14 protein-coding genes are annotated in these 19965 nt (G+C 51.1%); 12 read left to right on the forward strand and 2 right to left on the reverse strand.

All coding sequences use genetic code 11. The features are described 5' to 3' along the window. Window positions 1-204: 204 nt before the first annotated feature. Window positions 205-786, forward strand: coding sequence for a ribosomal protein S18-alanine N-acetyltransferase (gene rimI, locus LKK83_RS31265; RefSeq protein ID WP_324635354.1), 582 nt, complete (start codon window positions 205-207; stop codon window positions 784-786). 218 nt (window positions 787-1004) lie between these two features. Next, window positions 1005-1355: a hypothetical protein gene (locus tag LKK83_RS31270; protein ID WP_324635355.1), complete on the forward strand. Its 351-nt coding sequence runs from the start codon at window positions 1005-1007 to the stop codon at window positions 1353-1355. A 287-nt stretch (window positions 1356-1642) separates the two neighbouring features. On the opposite strand, the gene LKK83_RS31275 is transcribed toward LKK83_RS31270, so the two are convergent. Beyond that, on the reverse strand, window positions 1643-2629 hold the full coding sequence (locus LKK83_RS31275; RefSeq protein ID WP_324635356.1) for a nucleoside hydrolase: 987 nt from the start codon (window positions 2627-2629) through the stop codon (window positions 1643-1645). 117 nt (window positions 2630-2746) lie between these two features. Then, window positions 2747-3895, reverse strand: coding sequence for a glycine cleavage system aminomethyltransferase GcvT (gene gcvT / locus LKK83_RS31280; protein ID WP_324635357.1), 1149 nt, complete (start codon window positions 3893-3895; stop codon window positions 2747-2749). Window positions 3896-4156: 261 nt separating this feature from the next. Between gcvT and LKK83_RS31285 the strand changes: the two genes are divergently transcribed. From LKK83_RS31285 to LKK83_RS31330, 10 genes are all read left to right on the forward strand, one after another. Continuing rightward, window positions 4157-5173: a hypothetical protein gene (locus LKK83_RS31285; RefSeq protein WP_324635358.1), complete on the forward strand. Its 1017-nt coding sequence runs from the start codon at window positions 4157-4159 to the stop codon at window positions 5171-5173. A gap of 8 nt (window positions 5174-5181) precedes the next feature. Continuing rightward, window positions 5182-5358 (forward strand): hypothetical protein, encoded by a 177-nt coding sequence (locus tag LKK83_RS31290; protein ID WP_324635359.1) that lies wholly within the window; start codon window positions 5182-5184, stop codon window positions 5356-5358. A gap of 105 nt (window positions 5359-5463) precedes the next feature. After that, entirely contained in the window at window positions 5464-5754 is a 291-nt protein-coding gene (locus tag LKK83_RS31295; protein ID WP_324635360.1) for a hypothetical protein, read from the forward strand. A 130-nt stretch (window positions 5755-5884) separates the two neighbouring features. Then, window positions 5885-6151: a hypothetical protein gene (locus LKK83_RS31300; protein WP_324635361.1), complete on the forward strand. Its 267-nt coding sequence runs from the start codon at window positions 5885-5887 to the stop codon at window positions 6149-6151. A 388-nt stretch (window positions 6152-6539) separates the two neighbouring features. Beyond that, window positions 6540-7151, forward strand: a complete 612-nt coding sequence (locus LKK83_RS31305) for an aminotransferase class V-fold PLP-dependent enzyme (RefSeq protein ID WP_324635362.1) — start codon at window positions 6540-6542, stop codon at window positions 7149-7151. Window positions 7152-8273: 1122 nt separating this feature from the next. Next, entirely contained in the window at window positions 8274-9086 is an 813-nt protein-coding gene (locus tag LKK83_RS31310; RefSeq protein ID WP_324635363.1) for a DUF928 domain-containing protein, read from the forward strand. Window position 9087: 1 nt separating this feature from the next. Then, window positions 9088-14835 carry a CHAT domain-containing protein gene (locus LKK83_RS31315; protein WP_324635364.1) on the forward strand — a complete coding sequence of 1916 codons (5748 nt, stop codon included), beginning with the start codon at window positions 9088-9090 and terminating at the stop codon, window positions 14833-14835. A 273-nt stretch (window positions 14836-15108) separates the two neighbouring features. After that, complete coding sequence (locus LKK83_RS31320) at window positions 15109-17283, forward strand: CHASE2 domain-containing protein (RefSeq protein ID WP_324635365.1); 2175 nt, start codon at window positions 15109-15111, stop codon at window positions 17281-17283. 43 nt (window positions 17284-17326) lie between these two features. Continuing rightward, window positions 17327-18598, forward strand: coding sequence for a hybrid sensor histidine kinase/response regulator (locus LKK83_RS31325; RefSeq protein WP_324635366.1), 1272 nt, complete (start codon window positions 17327-17329; stop codon window positions 18596-18598). A gap of 524 nt (window positions 18599-19122) precedes the next feature. After that, entirely contained in the window at window positions 19123-19626 is a 504-nt protein-coding gene (locus LKK83_RS31330) for a thylakoid membrane photosystem I accumulation factor (RefSeq protein WP_324635376.1), read from the forward strand. The last annotated feature ends 339 nt before the right edge of the window (window positions 19627-19965 follow it).

A 19965-nucleotide genomic window follows, 5' to 3' on the forward strand; every position in this document is an offset into this window, starting at 1 on the left:
TACCGTGGGGGAGGTGCTTTCACATGACACACTTCATGGGGTGGGCTTTCACCACCATCGACACTCAGTTGTCAAGGCCCTTTTGGAGCCTTACCCTGCCCACGTTTCGGAGATTTTCCTTGACTTTTGGCAGGAACGAATCGCACTAGCCTTTTCCAGTGTACAATCGAGTCTCGTGTATTCTCCGCTTTTATTGACTCTTTTGTGGCTTTTGTCGAACTTCAGCGACTAACACCAGACGCGATCGATGCCGTGGTGGAACTCGATCGCCGCTCTTTGGGCGGCATGTGGAGCCTCGATGCCTATCAGCGCGAACTCGATAGCCCAAATAGCGATTTGCTGGTTTTGTCCCTTCCCGCTTCCCCTGCAAGTTCCTCTGGCTCTGTTTCTTCTCCCCCTTCCCCGCTTGTTGGCTTGGGCTGTCTTTGGGCTATTCTGGAAGAGGCTCATATCACTCTGCTGGCGATCCATCCGGATTATTGGGGCCAAGGGTTCGGCCAAACTCTCCTCTATGGCTTGCTCGAATGCGCTTGTCAGCGCCATCTGGAATGGGCCACCCTGGAAGTCCGCCGTTCTAATCACGCCGCACTGGCTCTCTACCACAAGTTTGGCTTTCAGGAGGTGGGCTTGCGCCCAAAATACTACAAGGAAACTGGGGAAGATGCTCTGGTTCTCTGGCGCTCTGGTTTGCATCGCCCCGAATTCCAAGACAGTTTAACCCTGTGGAATTCTCAGGTGCGCGATCGCCTCGCTGACTCTGGATGGTCTGTGTCTATCTATCTCTAGGAAGAGGAATTTCTCCCGCCTTTTTGTGTTACAATCTAAATTAGTTTCTTAACTAACCACTCGCTTCTCGAATCACGAAGCTGTTTAACTCCTCCGCAACTTTGCAGGAATCCTTCGGGTCTTTCCTGTTCTGTTTTGCTATATCCATTTTCTCTGACATCTCTTCCAATTTTTAGTTTATTTATCCCGCACCTTGCCGTGCGAAAGGGGGTATCACCATGAAAAAATTACTCAGTTTATTGCTCGCCATCTCTGGGGTGAGTTCTCTGTCGATCGCCGCAATGGCATCTCCTTGTGTGGATCGGACTTCCCACTCCACCATCACCCCAGTTTCCCTTTCTGAGGCGATCGCCCAAAATGACACCACCACTACCAATGAGGACTTACAAACCGGCATGGAAGAGTTTGACTGGGATCTGCCCAATCAAAACCCTCCCACCCAGTTCGGCTCTTTCGAGTTGCAACCCATTCGGTTGACTGAACCTCCCACCAATGAGGAAGGCGATGGATTGGCAATCACCATCGACTTCACAGATTTGGATCGCTTGGAAAATGTAACGGAAGATTAATTCCGCTCCTAGGGCGCGATCGCTCCTCTCTCACCCGATCGCTTTTCCGCCAGTTCGCTCTCATCACACCCTCTGGGCATCATTCATATCACCTCCGGTGGATTATTGCTAATCCAACCGGGCGATAAAAATCTCGCCAATGCTTTTCTTGCCTTTGCAACTCGAATCCGCTCGTTGTACCCCGACGCGGACTCTTTTTTTGTGTCGATTTATCCGAATTTGATATCACCCATTGTCTCTATTTTTTGCCCATTTATTCTTAGCAAACCACCCACCACAATCCCGCCCTATCCCGCAAGGAGTTCTTTTAAATCTTCCACTAAACTGGCAAGCAAATTGTCGCGATCGCACTGCCAAGACACCCAGGCATTCGCCCGCCTTTTCGCCACAGGTCTCTCCTCTAAAATCGTCTGCCCTCGGGTATATTTCCCTGCCGTTTCTACCCCCACCAACCCGCGCTGAAATAACAGGGTTTCCGGATAAAACAAATAAGCCACCGTTACCGCATCATGCACCAAAAACCCTTCGATGCCATTGGTCTCTCGGTAGCGCAACGAACTGCCTATCATAAACTCAGTCAGGGCAGGAATAAATTTAGCTAAAATATGATTCGGGTTGACTCGCGCGATCGCCTCGCTCATCTCTCGCCGAAAAATCACCTCCCGCGTCACATCCAACGACACCACCACAATATCTTCTCGACTGCTTAAAACTGCCTCCGCCGCCTCCGGATTATACCCCACATTAAACTCAGACACTGGCGTCACATTTCCCCGGGTTTTAAACGCTCCCGCCATCATCACAATTTCTTTGGCTTTTGTCAATATTCCCGGCTTTTTCGCTTCTGCTGCGGCTAAATTCCCAAACGGCGCTAACCCAATAATCGTAATTTCTCCTGGCGTTGCTTCCAATGCTTCGATAATCATTTCATCCGCATAACGCGCCCGATTAAATTGGCGCGTCGGTTCCGGTAAAGTTTGCGAAAGATTCCCCATCCCGTCCCCGCCGTGAATGTGCGCCGCATCTTCACTGGTGAGTTGATTTAGCGGTACCGCCCGCCCCACTTCCACATCTTTAAATCCGCCAATTTCTAGGATTTTGCACGCACTTCTAAAGGTAAATTCTCCCCCAACATTTCCATCCGCCGTGGTGACGCCCACCAGTTCTGCCACTCCTTTTTTCACCAAGCTTTGCAACCACAATAACGCAAAAATATCATCACCGCCCGGGTCAGTATCTACCAGTATTTTTCGAGCAAATTGATGGTCTTTCATCGATGAACTAAAACTCGCGAATTTGCCCGAGTATAGGAATGCGGTGCTTCCCGCATTCCTATCTCCCTCAAATCAAACCGAATCGTGGGAAAAAAAGGCTGAATTTTCGTTATTCAATTAAGACTTTTTCGGTTTATGGGGAGAGCGATAAAATGGCTTTTTCACCACCACCCCCGGATAAGTTTTGCCGCGAATTTCCACCTCTACAGTTTGACCTGGTTTGCTCAATTCCGCCGGCACATAAGCCAGGGCGATCGCCTTTTCCAAAGTTGGGGACCAACTCCCACTGGTGACTTCTCCCACCGACTGCCCGTTGGAAACCACCGGATAGTGATGACGGGCGATGCGACGCCCTTCCATTTCTAACCCGACGAGTTTGCGCTTGATGCCATTTTGCTTTTGGGTTTCCAGGGCTTCTCGCCCGATAAATTGCCCTTTGCGATCGAGATGAACCAACCAAGACAATCCCGCTTCCAGAGGCGTAGTGGATTGGGTGATATCCTGGCCGTAGAGTGCCATTGCCGCTTCCAGGCGCAGGGTGTCGCGACATCCGAGACCACAGGGCGTTACCCCGGCATCCAGGAGCGATCGCCACAATTTTACCCCAGTTTCCGAATCCACCATCAGCTCAAATCCATCTTCCCCGGTGTATCCGGTCCGCGCCACAAACCCCATTTTGCCACATACCGAGGCTTGTAAATGTCCGAAAGGTTTCATCGAAGATAAATCTGCCACCACCAACGGCTGCAGTTTGCTCACCGCTTCGGGACCTTGCAGCGCGAGCAAAACTTTATCCTTGGACAAGTCCTGGAATTCTATGCCAGAATCTTCCAATTGCGCCACGATCCATGCTTTATCTCTGGAACGAGTGGCAGCATTGACGATCGCCATGCACAGTTCGTCCCCACTGTCGTCCTTGCCCTGAGAATACACGATAATATCGTCGAGAATGCCACCATTGGCATTCAGCAGTACCGTGTACTGCGCCTCTGCGGGTTGCAAGCGACTCAGATCCGAAGGCACCAGGGTTTGCAGTTGCTCGATGAGATTTTTGCCTTTAAAGAAAAATTTGCCCATGTGGGAGACATCGAACATGCCGGCAGCGTTTCGCACTGCATGGTGCTCTTGGGCAATGCTAGAAAATTGCACCGGCATCTCCCAGCCAGAAAAGGGCGTCATCCTGGCATTGAGTTCCACCGCGCAATCGTACAATGGGGTGCGCTCGAGAGTGTTGGCGGTTTCTTTCTCTTGAGTTGACTGTGCCACTGATGATTTCCTCCTGGCTCGATAAACAGTTTCCATCTTAAGGGAATCTGGGTGTGGGACAAAATCTCTCTGGTGGGCGGTGGCGGTTTCCAGGGGATGAAACGCCCCACACTCTAGCAGGTGAAAGCCTCCTAGCAGTTTACCCCCAAACCGGGTTCATGGAAAACAGTGGCGACAAAGTACAAGTCGCGGTTTGGCAAAACCGGGGGAGAAGCAAGTGGCAGGAAAACCAGGCTCGCGTGCGCCTGCACGAAGTCAATCTTGAAAATCCATGTTTTGGTCAGCCGGATTTTATCATTCGGAGAAAGCATCAACATTCGCGAAATTCCCCGCTTAGTGCAACAGGTTGCCCAAGGGGCAAAAACCCCGGTATTGCTGGTGATTGACGAACTGGGAAAAAACTTAGAATTTGTCGCCCAGAATCAGGGGAAAGAAAATTTATATTTGTGGCAGCAATTGGCAGAATTGCCCCGAGAAAGCGATTCGCAAGTGTATCTTATCGGATTGCTGCATCAAGCTTTTGCCGACTATGGAGAGCGGTTGTCCTCGGTGCAGCGCAATGAATGGGCAAAAATTCAGGGACGATTTGAGGATATTCCATTTAAAGATTCTGCGCCGCAAATGATGCGATTAATGGGGCAAGCAATCGAGCGATCGCATTTGAAAAAGTTCGCCTGTGCGATTGCCGAACAAGCCACAGAATGGCTGGAGTTGCTGCCTCCAGAAATAACCGCCGATATCTCTGTCGATGCGATTGATTCTACCTACCCGTTGCATCCGGTGGCGGCGTTGGTTTTGCCGGAACTCTGCACGCAATACGCCCACAACGAGCGCTCGTTATTTACTTGTCTCACCAGTGCAGAACCCTATTCCTTTAAACGGTATTTGGAGGAGACACCAGTGCGGGGAAATTCCCTGCCTACCCTGAAACTCGATCGCGTCTATGACTATTTTATCGAAGCAGTGGGCATGGGAATTACGTCTCGGCCAAAACTGCAACGATGGATCGAGGTGCACGGATTAATTAATGATGTGGCGAAAAGTTTGGATGCTGATAGTTTGCGGGTTCTCAAAACTATCGGAACGTTAAATATTGTCACTACAATTGGCGGGCTGAAAGCAACGCGGGATTTGGTGACGCTGGCGATGTGCAATAGCAGCGCCGAGTGCGAAAATTGGGAACGGGCGATCGACAACTTGCTGCAATTCATCCACTTGTCGCCGATAGGTGACAAGTGGATGAATTGCGGATTTGGCAAGGGTCGAATTTTAATGTAGATAGCGCGGTGGCAGATTATCTGGCGGGATTGCGATCGCCCCTGGTGAGTTTGCTCTCGGACATTCGTCCGCTGGAACCGTTGGTGGCGAAACGTCACAGCTATATCACCGACACCTGGCGCTATTTTGAACGGCCCTATCTCGACAGTCCAGAAACCCGCCTGCGGGAAGACTTGCGCGTGTGAGAAAGTTACATTAGCGAGGGATGTATCGAACCCGTACTCAAGCGTTTTACCCAAGCGGCGTCCGAGGAACAGACGAGCGATCGGCAGTAGTGAGAACCCCTGGCAATGATAATCGCCGATCGACCCTACGAGTATCTCGATCGCATCAAAGCTCACTTGGGGATGAACATCCACTATCTGAGCGCCAACCGAGGATTTGACCATTGGCTCGAGGTTCATGGTGGGTTGCTCCCCTCTCCCAAAAAGCGCTGGTGTACGGCTATGATGAAACTCAAGCCATTAGAAGAATTCGTGGGAGACGATGAGGTGATTAGCTACATCGGCATCCGCGCTGACGAAAACCGGGACGGTTACATCTCCACTAAGTCGAATATCAAACCCGTCTATACTTTTTAAGGAAAAGGGTTTGGTGAAGGCGGATATCCTTCAGTTGCTAGATGATAGTGGTATCGGACTCCCCGATTGCTATCGGTGGCGCAGTCGCTCCGGTTGCTTTTTTTGTTTCTTTTAGCGAAAATACGAATGGGTGAAGTTGGCGCAGGAACATCCCCACCTGTTTGCCGAAGCGGTTGAGTACGAACAAAACTATAGCGACGGCAGACATTACACCTGCACTGAGGGGGAAACGTTATTAGAACTACTCGACCGCAAGGAGGAAATTATTGCCAACCATGAAAAGGCGATCGCAAAGGAAAAAGATAAATCACTCCCCAATCGAGCTTTGGCTGATTTACTTTCTTCAGTCTTAGATGAGGAAGATGATGAGCAACTCTACTTGGCTTGTCATTTGTAAGGCTTAATTGTGGCAATTTTTCTGTCACCACAGATTGGGAAGTTAGTTACAGCACTTTACTAAAGTATCGTAGGAGTAGATGATTTGAAGCTAAAGCACCGGAGTTTTACCACGGCAAAAACTTGCTAAAATCGAGGTAAAATTCGATGCGAGGTGCGCCGATCGCAAGAACGTCAGCAGAGGTTATCAACCCGGTTTGTTCACCCAAGTATTTATCATTCGCAACCCAATAGAAATAGAAAGCCGGTTTCTCGTTTTCTCTCTCCATTCCAACTGGCAATATTGAACGATCGCGCTTCTTTATGCAAGTGAAAAATTCCCCCTCCTCTCATTCCTCCCATCAAAACCGATAATTTCGCGCCAAATACTCTACCGCAATGAATTGGCGATGAACGAATCTTCTCCTATTTATCTCGATTACCACGCCACCACGCCAGTGGATCCGCGAGTGGCGGCGCAAAACGGTTCGCAGGGAGTGGGCGCGCTGGTCCTCAAAAAAGGATATCCCCTCAAACCGATTTGCTATGGCGGGGGACATCAAAACGGGATGCGGCCCGGCACTTTAAACGTTCCGGGAATTGTCGGGTTGGGGGAAGCTTGTCGCCTGCGCCGATTGGAAATGGCGGAAGACGAGGAAAATATCCGGAAATTGCGGGATAAAATGCACGGACTCCTACTTGACAAAATGGCCGGTTTGTTTATTAATGGGGATATAGAGCATCGGTTAGCGGGCAATCTGCATGTTTCGATTCCGGATATTCCCAACAGCGCTACTATCGCCCGCATCCGCGCTCGAGTCGCCATCTCTACTGGCGCGGCTTGTTCGTCTGGAATAGAAACGCCGTCTCATGTTTTGCGGGCGTTGGGCTTACCGGCGTCGGTGATGGCGGGGGCGCTGCGAATCGGGCTGGGAAAATTTACCACCGCCTCGGATGTCGATCGCGCGGCGGACATTTTGGCGATCGCCGCCCGTCAGACCCGCGAAGTCATGGCGCTGTAGCTCAACTGCACCTCAAACGCAGCTAATAGGGATTTCACTCCGGGCGATCGGCGCAGGTTGTGCCCCGCCGACCCTAGGCCGCCAAAATTTTTCTCAAATTGCCGATTGCTTATTTTTAATAAACAACATAGCTTAACAAAGCTTAATCAAGAATCAGCGTCAACGCAAAACGCCAAAACCATGACGACTCAAGGACTACTTGACTTTGGATCCACTTGCGTTTTCTGTGGTGTCGTTCCGAAAAGCAGTGTTTTTACGGAGAATTGGCAAAAATCGGCAGATTTATATGAGGCTCTGCGAGTTTGCCCCGTGTAAACACGCAAAAGTTCGGTAAAACTACGGAGTTATTGCAGAAAGCTGCGTAAAATACAGCCGTAGATTTACGGAAAATGCCGAGCCAATCCCGGAAAAAACCTACGTAAAAATACTGAGGACGGGGTTTGTATAAAAAGACTAAAATATTAGAAGAAACATGCTATAGTTTCCAAAAAGCTGAAACCGTCGGAGAGGGTTCTGCCATGACCAATTGTTGCATGAAAAGCGAAAAAAAGCAAGGCTGCCAAGTTGGTCAGAAGTTTGGGAGCGATTGCTTGCTAAGTCAAGCAAGGAATCACCCCGATCCCGAGGGTTGGCAGAGCAGGCGGTTTTCTCCAGCGATGGATCCCTGGGTAGGGTTCCGGGCGATCGCCGATGGAAAAAGGCAAGGCGAAGGCAGGAGAAAGTCCCCTGGCAGCGGGCCTGGCGGGAAACGGATCCAGTTACTCGGAAGTAGCAGGGGAAGACCATCGAAAAACCAGGGCATAGCGGAAGAACCGGAAGTATATTTCAATCTTTCTCAAAAGGAGGATTGGAAATCACCCCCCTGATGCCAGGGCATAAAACTAAAAATGGGCTTCTACACTTCCTCCGTGGGGAGGAACGCAATGGTGGAGAGATTTTATAAAATGAAATCATATCCGCAGAAAAAGCAGCGTATCCGACCCATTCACCTACTCAACGGAAAAGAAGAAAACCCATCTTGTTCCCACAAAAAGGCAGACAAATTGCCAAAAACCCCATGCACAAACACCTAAATAGGTGAGTGTTATCAATTACCTCAATGAAATCAGGAGTTAACGAAGAATGCTTTCCAACCAATCCAGATGCACCTACAGGCATCTACAGAAATCACTCATCCGGCTTTCCATCGCCCTCGGTGTGGGAATGGGAATCAGTACCAGCGTCAGCGGTGGGGTAGCAGCTAGAACCCCCCAGATGCGATCGCAGGACTCCTCCGCCAATGGGGTGCTGGTGGCAGAAGCCTTTAACCCGCCCGAACGCGGAGCACCGCCGCGCACCACCGAAGGAGGGACCCGAGGCTGCGGCACATACACCCCCGGGCAAAAACCCCTAACCGCGCTGACCCCAGGGAATGCCATGCCCCTGACCCTAAAAGAGCATCCCACCTGGTATTGGTACGTTCCGCCCTCAGACTCGAGAACGCTAGAATTTACTCTACTCGATGAAAAAGACGAAGAAATAATTTACCAAACCAACCTGCCGGTGCCGGCAGAAGGGGGCATAGTCAGCCACAGCTTACCCGCCGATGTTGCAGCGCCCCTCGAAAAAGGGCAAACTTACCATTGGTACTTGGCGATGATATGCAATCCCGAAGATCGCACCGGCGATATGGTAGTCGATGGGTGGATCGAGCGGATTGCCCCCGATCGCGCCCTTGTCACCCAACTGGAGAATGCCCCCAAAGGCGATCGCGCCTTTGTTTATGCCCGCCAAGGGATATGGCACGATGCCCTGCACGCCTTCGCCCAATTGCGGCAGACGAATCCAGACTCTCCCCTCATTGTCAGCCAATGGCAAGAGTTTCTGAACTCCGTCGAACTTGGCGAGTTCACCAGCGAACCGTTTATCGAAGCCACTGAAATCAGTCAGGAGTAACATGACGATCGCCTCACGGGTCCAAACAACCAGTGCCCTACTTGCAGCCATATGCAGCGCCGCAACCCTGGCACCCGCGCCACTGCGCGCGCAACCCATCGTTCCCGCCGCCGATGGCACGGATACCCAAGTCACCCGTGACGGCGATCGCTTCACCATTGAAGGGGGAACCCCCTCCCAGAACAACACCAACCTGTTCCACAGCTTCGAGCAATTTAACCTCGACCCGGGGCAAACCGCCGACTTTCGCGCCAATCCCCAACTGCTCAACATCTTTTCCCGCGTCGTCGGCGGCGACCCCTCCGTAATTAACGGTCTGCTAGAAATCACCGGGGGCAATCCCAACCTCTACTTAATCAACCCAGCCGGCATCATCTTCGGCCCGCAAGCCCAATTAAACGTTCCCGCCTCCTTTTTTGCCACCACCGCCAACCGGATCGGCTTCGATAACGATACCTGGTTGGAAGTCTCCAACGACAATACCTATAGCGACCTAATCGGCACCCCCAACCGCTTTGAATTTACCCTCACCGACGGGGGAAGCATTGCCAACGCCGGGGATTTAGCCGTTCCCGAGGGAGAAAACTTAGCCTTGCTTGGCGCGAGTGTGATGAATAGCGGCACCTTATCCGCCCCAGGCGGCACGATCGCCATTGCAGCAGTGCCCGCAGAAAATCGGGTCCGCCTCACCCAAGAGGGGATGCTGCTGAGTTTGGAAATCGAGCCAACCCCGGACATGCGCCGCAGCAATAGCCTCTCCCCCCTGGAATTGCCCCAACTGCTCACCGAAGGCCAGACCGGCGTCACCCACGCCCAAAACGTTACCTTGAATGAGGATGGCACCGTCAGCCTCACCGGTTCTGGGTTAAACGTCCCCGTCACCGAAGGCGTTGCCCTGATATCCGGCAGCCTCTCCGTCGCCACCCCCGAAACCAGCGATCGCCGCGCCCCAACCCCTCCCCCCAGGGTGCAAATTTTCGGCAGCAAAATCGGCATCTCCGATGCCACCATTGACGCCTCCTCAACCAATGGCGGCGGCATCATTCAGATAGGCGGCGATTTCCCCGGCGAAACGCGCGTCCCCGAAGCCCAACGCACCTTTATCAGCGCCGATACCACCCTCCGAGCCAACGACTTGGGATCCGACACCAGCAGCGAAACCCCCACCGAAGGCGGGCGCGTGCTGGTTTGGGCCGATGAAGTCACCGCCTTTAACGGCGCGATCGAAGCCCGAGGCAGCGAACTGAGCAATAGCAATGGCGGATGGGTGGAAGTTTCCGGCAAACAATATCTGATATTTAACGGCACCGTAGATGTCAGCGCCCCCAATGGCAGTTGGGGAACCCTCCTCATCGACCCCATCAATATCCTCATCTCCAACGACACCAGCACCCCAGGGGTCGAAACCTCCTTACCCGAAATTTTCGCCGGCGATTTCTCCGCAGAAGATACCCTCACTATCAATGCCGCTACCCTGGAAAATCAAGCCGGCAATATCGTTCTGGAAGCCACCAACGATATCACCATCGACAATGGCGTTTCTCTCAACTTCGTCCCCGCCGAGGGGTCGATTACCTTCCGCGCCGATGCCGGCACCGCCGATGGCGTCGGTTCCTTTTCAATGGATCCCAAGGAAACCATCGCTGCCCCGGGTCGCAATCTCAGCATCTTCGGCGCGAGCATTACCGTGGGAACCCTCGACACCTCTGCCGATGGCAATGGCGGCGCAATCTCCCTGATCGCTTCCGACGCGCTTACCGTTGGCGAGCTAATTTCTAAATCTACGAATTCCGGAAATGCCGGAAATATTACTCTCACGATAGAGGGCAGCGGGGATATTGACGTCAATTCGGCTACTATCGATGCCAGTTCTGAGTCCGGCGATGGCGGCGCGATTTCTATTTCCACCACTGACGGCAATATCACTACCGACAATCTCAACTCGGCGGCTTTAAATGCCGGAAACGCCGGTGAGATTACCCTCACCGTAGAAGGCACCGGGGATATCGACACTCACCCCTCTACCGTTAATGCCAGTTCTGAGTCCGGCAATGGCGGCGCAATTTCTATTTCCACCACTGACGGCAATATCACTACCGGCGATCTCAACTCGGCGGCTTTAAATGCCGGAAATGCCGGGGATATCGCTGTCACCATAGCGGGCAGCGGGAATATCGACACTCACCCCTCTACCGTTAATGCCAGTTCTGAGTCCGGCAATGGCGGCGCAATCTCCCTTTCCACTGCTGACGGCAATCTGGTGATTCGCGACTTAAACTCTAGCGCTAGCAATGCCGGCAACGGCGGCGATATCACCCTCTCTGTGGGCGGATCCGGTTCCATAGATTCTCATCCCGGTACCTTAGACTCCACCTCAGACAGCGGAAATGGCGGTACTGTGGACGTCACCACCCGGGGCGGCGACGTTACCACCGGAGACCTGGACTCCGCCGGCTCGAATTCCACTGTGGGCGCGATCGCCATAGACGCCAGCAGTGGCACGGTGACGATTCAAGGCACGGTGAACACCATCGACCTCACCGTGCGAGCCAATGGTATTGGATTTAAAGGCGGCGATGGCTCGATCCAAGGCACCGGCAACCTGGTTTTGGAACCTGGGGTGCCAGAACTCGATATTGGGCTTTCCTCCTCATCGAATGGCAACCCCACCTTGAATTTGGGCGATCGCGATTTAGGGGCGATCGCTGAAGGGTTTAGTCTCATCACCATCGGTCGCCCTGACGGCACCGGCACTCTCTCTCTCCACGAAAATGCTACCTTTAATGCCCCCGTCACCCTCGCCGGCGGCACAACGCTCATTGGCCCAAACCGCGATACGACCTGGACGCTCTCCGGCACTAACGCCGGCACCCTCAGCGGTTATCCCAATGGCCTAAACTTTGAAAATATCGAAAACCTCACTGGGGGCGATGCTAACGATACCTACGTCTTTAGTGACGGTGCCAGTCTCAGTGGCATAATTGACGCTCGCGGCGGTACCGATACCCTGGATTATTCTAACTACACCACTGCGGTTTCGATTAATTTGGACGACAATACCGCTACGGGTACCGCAGGGGTTTTCAATATCGAAACGGCGATCGAACCCCCAGTCTCTACTTCACCCACCTCTCCCGAGGATTCCTCTGACCCGGAACCTACAGAAGACACCGATTCTCCCACCGAGGACACCGATTCTCCCACCGAGGACACCGATTCTCCCACCGAGGACACCGATTCTCCCACCGAGGAGAACCGCACTCCCACCGAGGAGAACCGCACTCCCACCGAAGACACCAGCACTCCCACAGAAGACAACGCCATCGATTCCCCATCGGCGAGGGAAGACGATCGCAATTCTGGGGCAGAAACGCCATCCTCGGACAATTCAGAGACGCCACCCTCAAACGGGGAGGCCACCGCAAGCCCCTCTCTACCACCCCTCCCTGCGGATCCCCCCCCAACCCCGGTGGAATCGGCTCCCATTCCCATAGATAACTCCACTCCGTCAGCTACCCCAAATCCCAGTCCCCAACCTTCCGCGATCTCCCAGACGCCGGAGACCCCGGGAACGGAAAACACCCCCACCAGTCCCCAACCTTCCGCGATCTCCCAGATGCCGGAGGCCCCGGGAACGGAAAACACCCCCACCAATTCCCAATCTCCCGCGATCGCCCAGATGCCGGAGACCCCGGGAACGGAAAACACCACTGCGAGTTCCGAAACCCCAGCGATCGACCAGATGCCGGAGACCTCATCTCCCGCGATCGCCCAGACGCCGGAGACCCCGGGAACGGAAAACACCCCCACCAATTCCCAATCTCCCGCGATCGCCCAGACGCCGGAGACCCCGGGAACGGAAAACACCACTGCGAGTTCCGAAACCCCAGCGATCGACCAGACGCCGGCGATCGCGCCGGAATCTGTTACCCCAGATTTACCCTCGCCAGCGGTATCCGATGCACCCTCCATCCCCAGCACTCTACCTACCGCATTGGTAGTAACCCCCATTCAGCTTAATGCCGAGGATAGAGAAGTGACTCTCCTCCCCACGGACATTGGGAGCGGTTTAGGAAGGCCATCCCCCTCCGAGCAAGTCGATTCTCCGGCGTCTGAGGAAAACAGTACAAATGGAAGTCCAGAGGGTACGCCGCCGATTTCCAACCCGGGAAGTCCAACCGGACTGGAGGGGGAAGAGGCGATCGCTTTGCCCTCAGGGATTTCATCGTCAAGCGCCCGGGCCTCGAACCCGAGTGAGTCGGCAAATGTTGTCACTCCAAATGTGGAGGTCAATATTTCCGAAACGGCGGCATCTTCTACTGCAGTGGGATCGCAGAACTCCACTTCTGCACGGACGATGCCCTCGTCGAATGGAGGAGGAAATAGAACGATGCCATCGGCGCAAGCGGCGCAAGAGGCGATCGGGGAAAATGCGATCGGCGATACATCGGCTTCTCCAGTATCGGATCCTTTGGCACAAGAGCAGATGGTGCAGGTGGCAAGTCCCAATGAAGTCTCTACCCTTTTGGATCGCGGAGAGATTTCCCGGGCCGTGGAAGTGGGCGATCGCTTATTTAGCGAAGAATTTCAGACTCACTTGGGAGTCTCGTCAACGGTGCCTTACCTGTCATTTTCTCAAATCCAAAACAAGCAGCGCCAGATGGGAATCACCCGAGGCACGCGATCGGCATTAGTTTATCTGTTTCTGCGAGACCAACAACTCGATCTCGTCTTAGTGCCCTCCGAAGGTGAACCCATTTACAAAAGTATTTCTTCCGTTTCTAAAGAAGCCCTGCGGCAACAAGTCATCCGATTCCAGCAGGAAATTGCTAATCCCACCAAACGCCGAACCACCAGTTATTTGGCCTCCTCGCAACAGTTATATCAGTGGCTCATCGCGCCGTTAGAACCGGATTTGCAAAGGTTAGAAATCGAAACTCTGATTTGGAGCGTAGATGCCGGGTTGCGGACGGTTCCAATTGCAGCGTTACATGACGGCGAGCGGTTTTTGGTGGAGAAGTACAATCTCAGTGTAGTGCCCAGTTTGCATTTAACCCAAATCACTCATGGCAACGTGACAGATGCCTCGGTATTGGCAATGGGTCTGTCTGAATTTCCCGATAAATATCCTTTACCTGCAGTGCCACTAGAAGTGGAAACCATTGTGGACAAGTTATGGCCGGGAAAAGCTTTTTTGAATGATGAGTCAACCTTAGAAAATTTAAAGCGTCAACGACAAGAAGGGGAATTTGGAATTATTCATATTGCCACTCACGGACAATTTCAGTCCGGGGATGAGGACAATTCCTATTTGCAGTTATGGGATCGGCAAATCTCCCTGGATGTCATGCGGGAATTTGAATGGAACGACCCGCCGGTAGAATTGTTGGTTTTGAGTGCTTGTCGCACGGCAATCGGTGATGTAGAAGCGGAATATGGATTTGCCGGATTAGCGGTACAGACGGGGGTGAAATCCGCTCTCGCTAGTTTGTGGTACGCCAACGATATTGCAACGGTAGGATTGATGAGCGAATTTTACCAGCATCTGCGCGGCACTCCGCTGAAGGCGGCGGCGTTGCGACAGGCACAAATAGCGATGATTCGCGGAGAATTGCGGGTGGTCAATAATTCCGTGAGTGGTAGTTTCGGGGAAATAGCATTGCCTGCGGATATGAAGTGGAGCGGCGATCGCGAATTAAGTCATCCTTATTATTGGGCGGGGTTTACAATGATTGGTAGTCCTTGGTAAGAAGAAACTATGGCGAAATTTTTCCCTCGTTATTAGGCGGATCCTAGTAACCTCGTAATTGAGGCTATACCTCCGAATATTCTATTTGATATGATGTCCGGTCGAACCCAAATAAAAAGCGGGGGATTGACATCGCGCCTAATCGCCTTGCGGACAAGGTATAGCCGTCTTTGGGTATGGCAACGCTTAACCCCAAAGGCGAACTAATCCTTCTTGCAACTATTCCGCCGGACAGGATTTTGAGTGGGTTGATTTCTTAATTTTTTAATTCTTATGAAAGGGTGGAAAAAAATAAGCAAAGTTATTTGGAAAAAGCGCCGATTGGCAATTTTGGCTCCCACTGTAGCCGGATTCGTGATTTTGTTGCGGATGGCAGGGTTGTTGCAGGTGTTAGAATTATCGGCATTAGATCGATTATTTCTCATGCGCCCCGTGGAAGAACCGGACTCGCGAATTGTGATTGTGGGCATCGATGAAGAAGATTTAAACGCTCTGGGAACCTGGCCGATTCCGGATATAATTCTCGCACAATTATTGCAAAAAATAAAGCAGCAAGAACCAAGGGCGATCGGATTGGATATTTATCGGGATTTGCCAGTACCCCCCGGATATGAAGAGTTAGTGCAAGTCTTCGAGACGACGCCGAATTTGATCGGGATTCGCAAAGTTGTCGGAGACGATACACAGCACGCGATCGCGCCACCACCGATTCTGGAAAGTCTCGGTCAAGTCAGTGCTAATGATTTTCCTTGGGATGTGGATAGTAAAATTCGACGGTTTTTGTTGTATTTGGAAGATGAGGAGGGGAATACGGTCTTTAGTTTGGGGTTTAGGTTGGCAATGATTTATCTGGAAGCAGAAGGCATCAAACCCCAAATGAAAGACGAGATTAAAATTCAGTTAGGAAAAGCGGTTTTTTCTCCATTCGAGGCAAATGATGGTGGCTATGTGGGGGCGGAAGACGGTGGATATCAAGAATTATTGAACTATCGCGGCCCACAACAAAGTTTTACCATCGTGTCTTTGATGGATGTATTGGAAGAGCGGGTTGCACCGGATTTAATGCGCGATCGCATTGTTTTTATTGGCTCTACCGCTACCAGTTTAAAAGACTACTTGCTAACTCCTTATAGTACCACATTATTCGGCATTCCACAACCAATGGCAGGGGTAGAAATTCACGCCAATATTACCAGTCAGTTTATCAGTGGGGCATTAGAAGGAAGACCGACCATCCAAACCTGGCCGGAAGGAATAGAGTGGGGGTGGATTTTGCTGTGGGCGGCGATCGGTACCACCTTCACCTGTCGCTGGCGAGATGTGAAAGGTTTACCCCACATTTCCTTTTCGCGCACTACGGCGAGAATGTCTTTGGCCAGTGCGATATTAATTGGGATTTGTTACGCGGCTTTTATCCTGGCATGGTGGATTCCCCTGGTTCCGCCCCTGATGGCGTTAAGCGGCGCGGCGATCGCCACCATCGTTTATACCCTCGTGGAAAAATTAAAACTCTCTTACAAGCAAATTGAAGAATATTCGCGCACGTTAGAAATTAAAGTCGAAGAACGCACCCACGAATTAAAACTCAAAAATGACCAATTAAAAGAAACCTTGCAACAGCTCAAAGCAGCGCAAACTCAAATGATTGCCCAAGAAAAACTGGCTTCCCTCGGGTCTTTAGCTGCCGGCATTGCCCACGAAATTAGAAATCCCCTCAATTTCGTGAATAACTTTGCCGGAATTTCGGTAGAATTAACAGAAGAGGTAATCGAAGAATTGGAAAATCAGGCGGAAAATTTAGCCGCCGAAGATGTAGAATATATGAACGAAACTTTAACGGATTTAAAGGATAGCGTGGCAGATATCAAGCACCACGGAGAACGGATCGAAAAAATTGTGGAAGGAATGTTGTTGCTGTCCCATTCCGACTCGGGAACGCGATCTCCCACGGATTTGAATGGATTATTAGACGAAGCGATTCAACTGGCATATCATCGGGTGTTCGCGCAAGATTCCAGTTTTGAAATTGCGATCGCCACTGACTATCAGGAGGCGATCGGCGAAGTGGAACTGGTGGCCCAGGATATGAACCGCGCCTTGCTTAATATTTTGAACAATGCATTCGATGCGGTTTACGAGAAGAAAAAAACCCTCGGATCCGAGTTCCATCCGCAACTGCAAGTCACCACCCGCCAGAGTGGCGATCGCCATTCCCCCCTCGACATCGAGATCCGCATTCGAGATAATGGTTCGGGTATCCCGGAAGACATTCGCGATAAAATATTCAATCCCTTTTTTACTACAAAACCCCCCGGCGAGGGAACCGGCTTGGGATTATCCCTAACCTACGAAACCATTGTCGGCGAACATGGCGGACAAATCCAAGTGGAAAGTCAACTGCACCAATATACCGAAGTCATTATCGCATTGCCGAAAATAATCGCTTAAAATAATCAATGATACTTTTTTTCAGGGTTAGCGGGAGAAACTAATGCCATCTAAAATTTTATTTGTAGATGATGAGCCGTCATTTGAAAAATTGATCCGGCGGCAATTTCGCAAACAAATTCGCGCCAAGGAATTTGAGTTTATATTTGCATCGAATGGAGTAGAAGCCTTAGAAATTCTGCAAGGCGATCGGCGGCATATCGACTTGACGATCACCGATATCAATATGCCCCAAATGAGCGGTCTCACTTTGCTCGAAAAAGTACACGATTTAGATCCTAACATCAAAACCGTGGTCTTGTCCGCCTACAGCGATATGAAAAATATTCGAACGGCGATGAACCAAGGCGCATTTGACTTTCTGACCAAACCGATCGACTTTCAGGATTTAGAAATTACCATCAATCGTGCCTTAGAGCAAGTTAAACAGATCCGACAAAACGAGGAACAACTGCGCGACGCCCAAACTCAACTGATTCAGAATGAAAAAATGTCCGCCCTGGGTGAGTTGGTGGCCGGTGTCGCTCACGAAATCAATAACCCCGTCGGGTTTATTGCCAGTAATATTGAAATTGCCGAAGACTACATTAAAAACCTGATCGAGGTGGTAAAATTTTACCAGCAGAATTTCCCCGATCCAGGAGCGGCAATTCTTGCCAAACTCGAAGAAGTCGATCTCCAATACATTATAAACGATATGCCGGAAGTGATAGACTCCATGCGGGAGGGCACCGATCGCATCTGCACCTTGAGCAATTCTCTGCGAACCTTTTCCCGTTCCGATACCAGAGCGAAAATCGCTTTTAATATCCACGAGGGAATTGACAGTACCTTGTTAATTTTAAAACATCGGCTAAAAGGAAATGAAAAACGTCCGCCGATTGAAATCAAAAAAGAATATAGCAATTTGTCCCCGGTGGTTTGCTACCCGGGACAACTCAATCAAGTATTTATGAATTTAATTGCCAATGCGATCGAAGCTTTGGATGAGGCCAGTGAGGGTCGCAATTGGGAAGAAATTCTGGAAAATCCGAATATCATTACTATTCGCACTTATGCCCGCGAAGATAACGAACGGGTCGTCATTTCCATCTCCGACAACGGGCCGGGAATGAGCGAAGCAGTGATGGAGCAAATCTTTGAGTATTTATATACTACCAAACCCGTGGGCACGGGAACCGGATTGGGTTTATACATAAGTCATCAAATTGTGGTGGAAACACATGGGGGCAATTTATATTGCGTAAGCGAACCTCATCGCGGGGCTGAGTTTATCATCGAAATTCCGATGGAGCGATCGCAACCCCTGGTGTGAATCGACTCTATATCCACAGCAGCAGGGTTGCGCCTCAGAGGACGGGCAGGGAATCCCCTGTCCCTTCAAATCCCAGTAAAAATCCGAGTGCATTGCCATAACAGGTTAGCAATGCAAGCTCGGATAGTCTACCCTTGATGAGGAACGCTCGTACATCTAAGCGCGCATCTTTCACAACTTTATCCCATGTTGATGCAAAAGTCAACACTCTAGGCAAAATTTGTCCTCTCTTGCAGGCCCGTGGGATTTTAACGATATAACAATTGACAATAAATTATAAACGATTGGCAAATTGACAAGATGTAATTTTCTCAATCCTCCCAGAGGTTAACAAAACTTGATAAAGTCAGTTGCAAGAGAGTCCCGCAGTTTGGATGTTGAGTTCTATGTTTTTTTCTCGGTTGCGTTCCCTTGGCGTCTGCGTCAGTCCGGTGTTCGGGAGTTGGGTTTCGCTGTTGGAAAGACCCTTCTGGCGACGGGCGATCGCCCGGGGGTTGCTGACGGTGGCGATCGCCCTGGGGTGTATGTGCTTCCTCGGGACACCCATCGCGATCGCCGGCATTAACGACGATAACTTTGACGGCAATATCTACGCCCTCTATGGCGGCAATGGATCCTTGGTGCCCCCGAGAGTCTCCTTGGCCCAGTCTCTCGATCGCGACGATCGCGCCACAATTTTGGTGTACTACCTGGAAGACAGCAGCGACTGCAAGCAATTTGCGATCGTCGTGTCGCAAATTCAGTCCTTCTATGGTCGCGCCGCCGATATTATCCCCTGGAATGTGGATGCAATCCCCGTCAAACAGACCTACTCCCCCACCGAACCGGGCTATTATTACGAAGGCGTGGTGCCGCAAACCGTGGTTTTGGATAAATCCGGCAAGGTGGTTTACAACGGTGTGGGACAAGTACCCTATGAGGACGTCGATGATGTGTTGCGCGAGGTCTATGACTTATTGCCGCGATCGCAATCCGTCGAACTCAAGCGGCGTCCGCTCAATGAGGTCAATACTGAACTGACCCCTTAATCCCAAACTCCCCAACTTCACCCCGCAAAAAATTAAGAATTAAGAATTGAAAAATTCTTAATTCTTAATTTTTTAAGTTACATCAATACCGCTTTTTCCGAATTTTATGGGTTGACAAAAAAACCTCAATGTGGTATTGACATCGAATCCAGTCCCGAAAATCGCCACAAATCCTTGGGCTGCGAATGAATATCACTTCAAACTTCCGGAAAATTACTGATGCGTCTGTACCTTCACATCCGAAAAAATAAGGGAGTAGCTGTAAAAAAGTGGGAGATCGATGGTAAAAGGCGACATCGCGCCAAACCTTGCCATTGAATCGACTCCCTTCTATGAGTT

The organism is Phormidium sp. CCY1219 (assembly GCF_035615515.1).
In the GTDB taxonomy this organism is placed as follows: domain Bacteria; phylum Cyanobacteriota; class Cyanobacteriia; order Cyanobacteriales; family Laspinemataceae; genus CCY1219.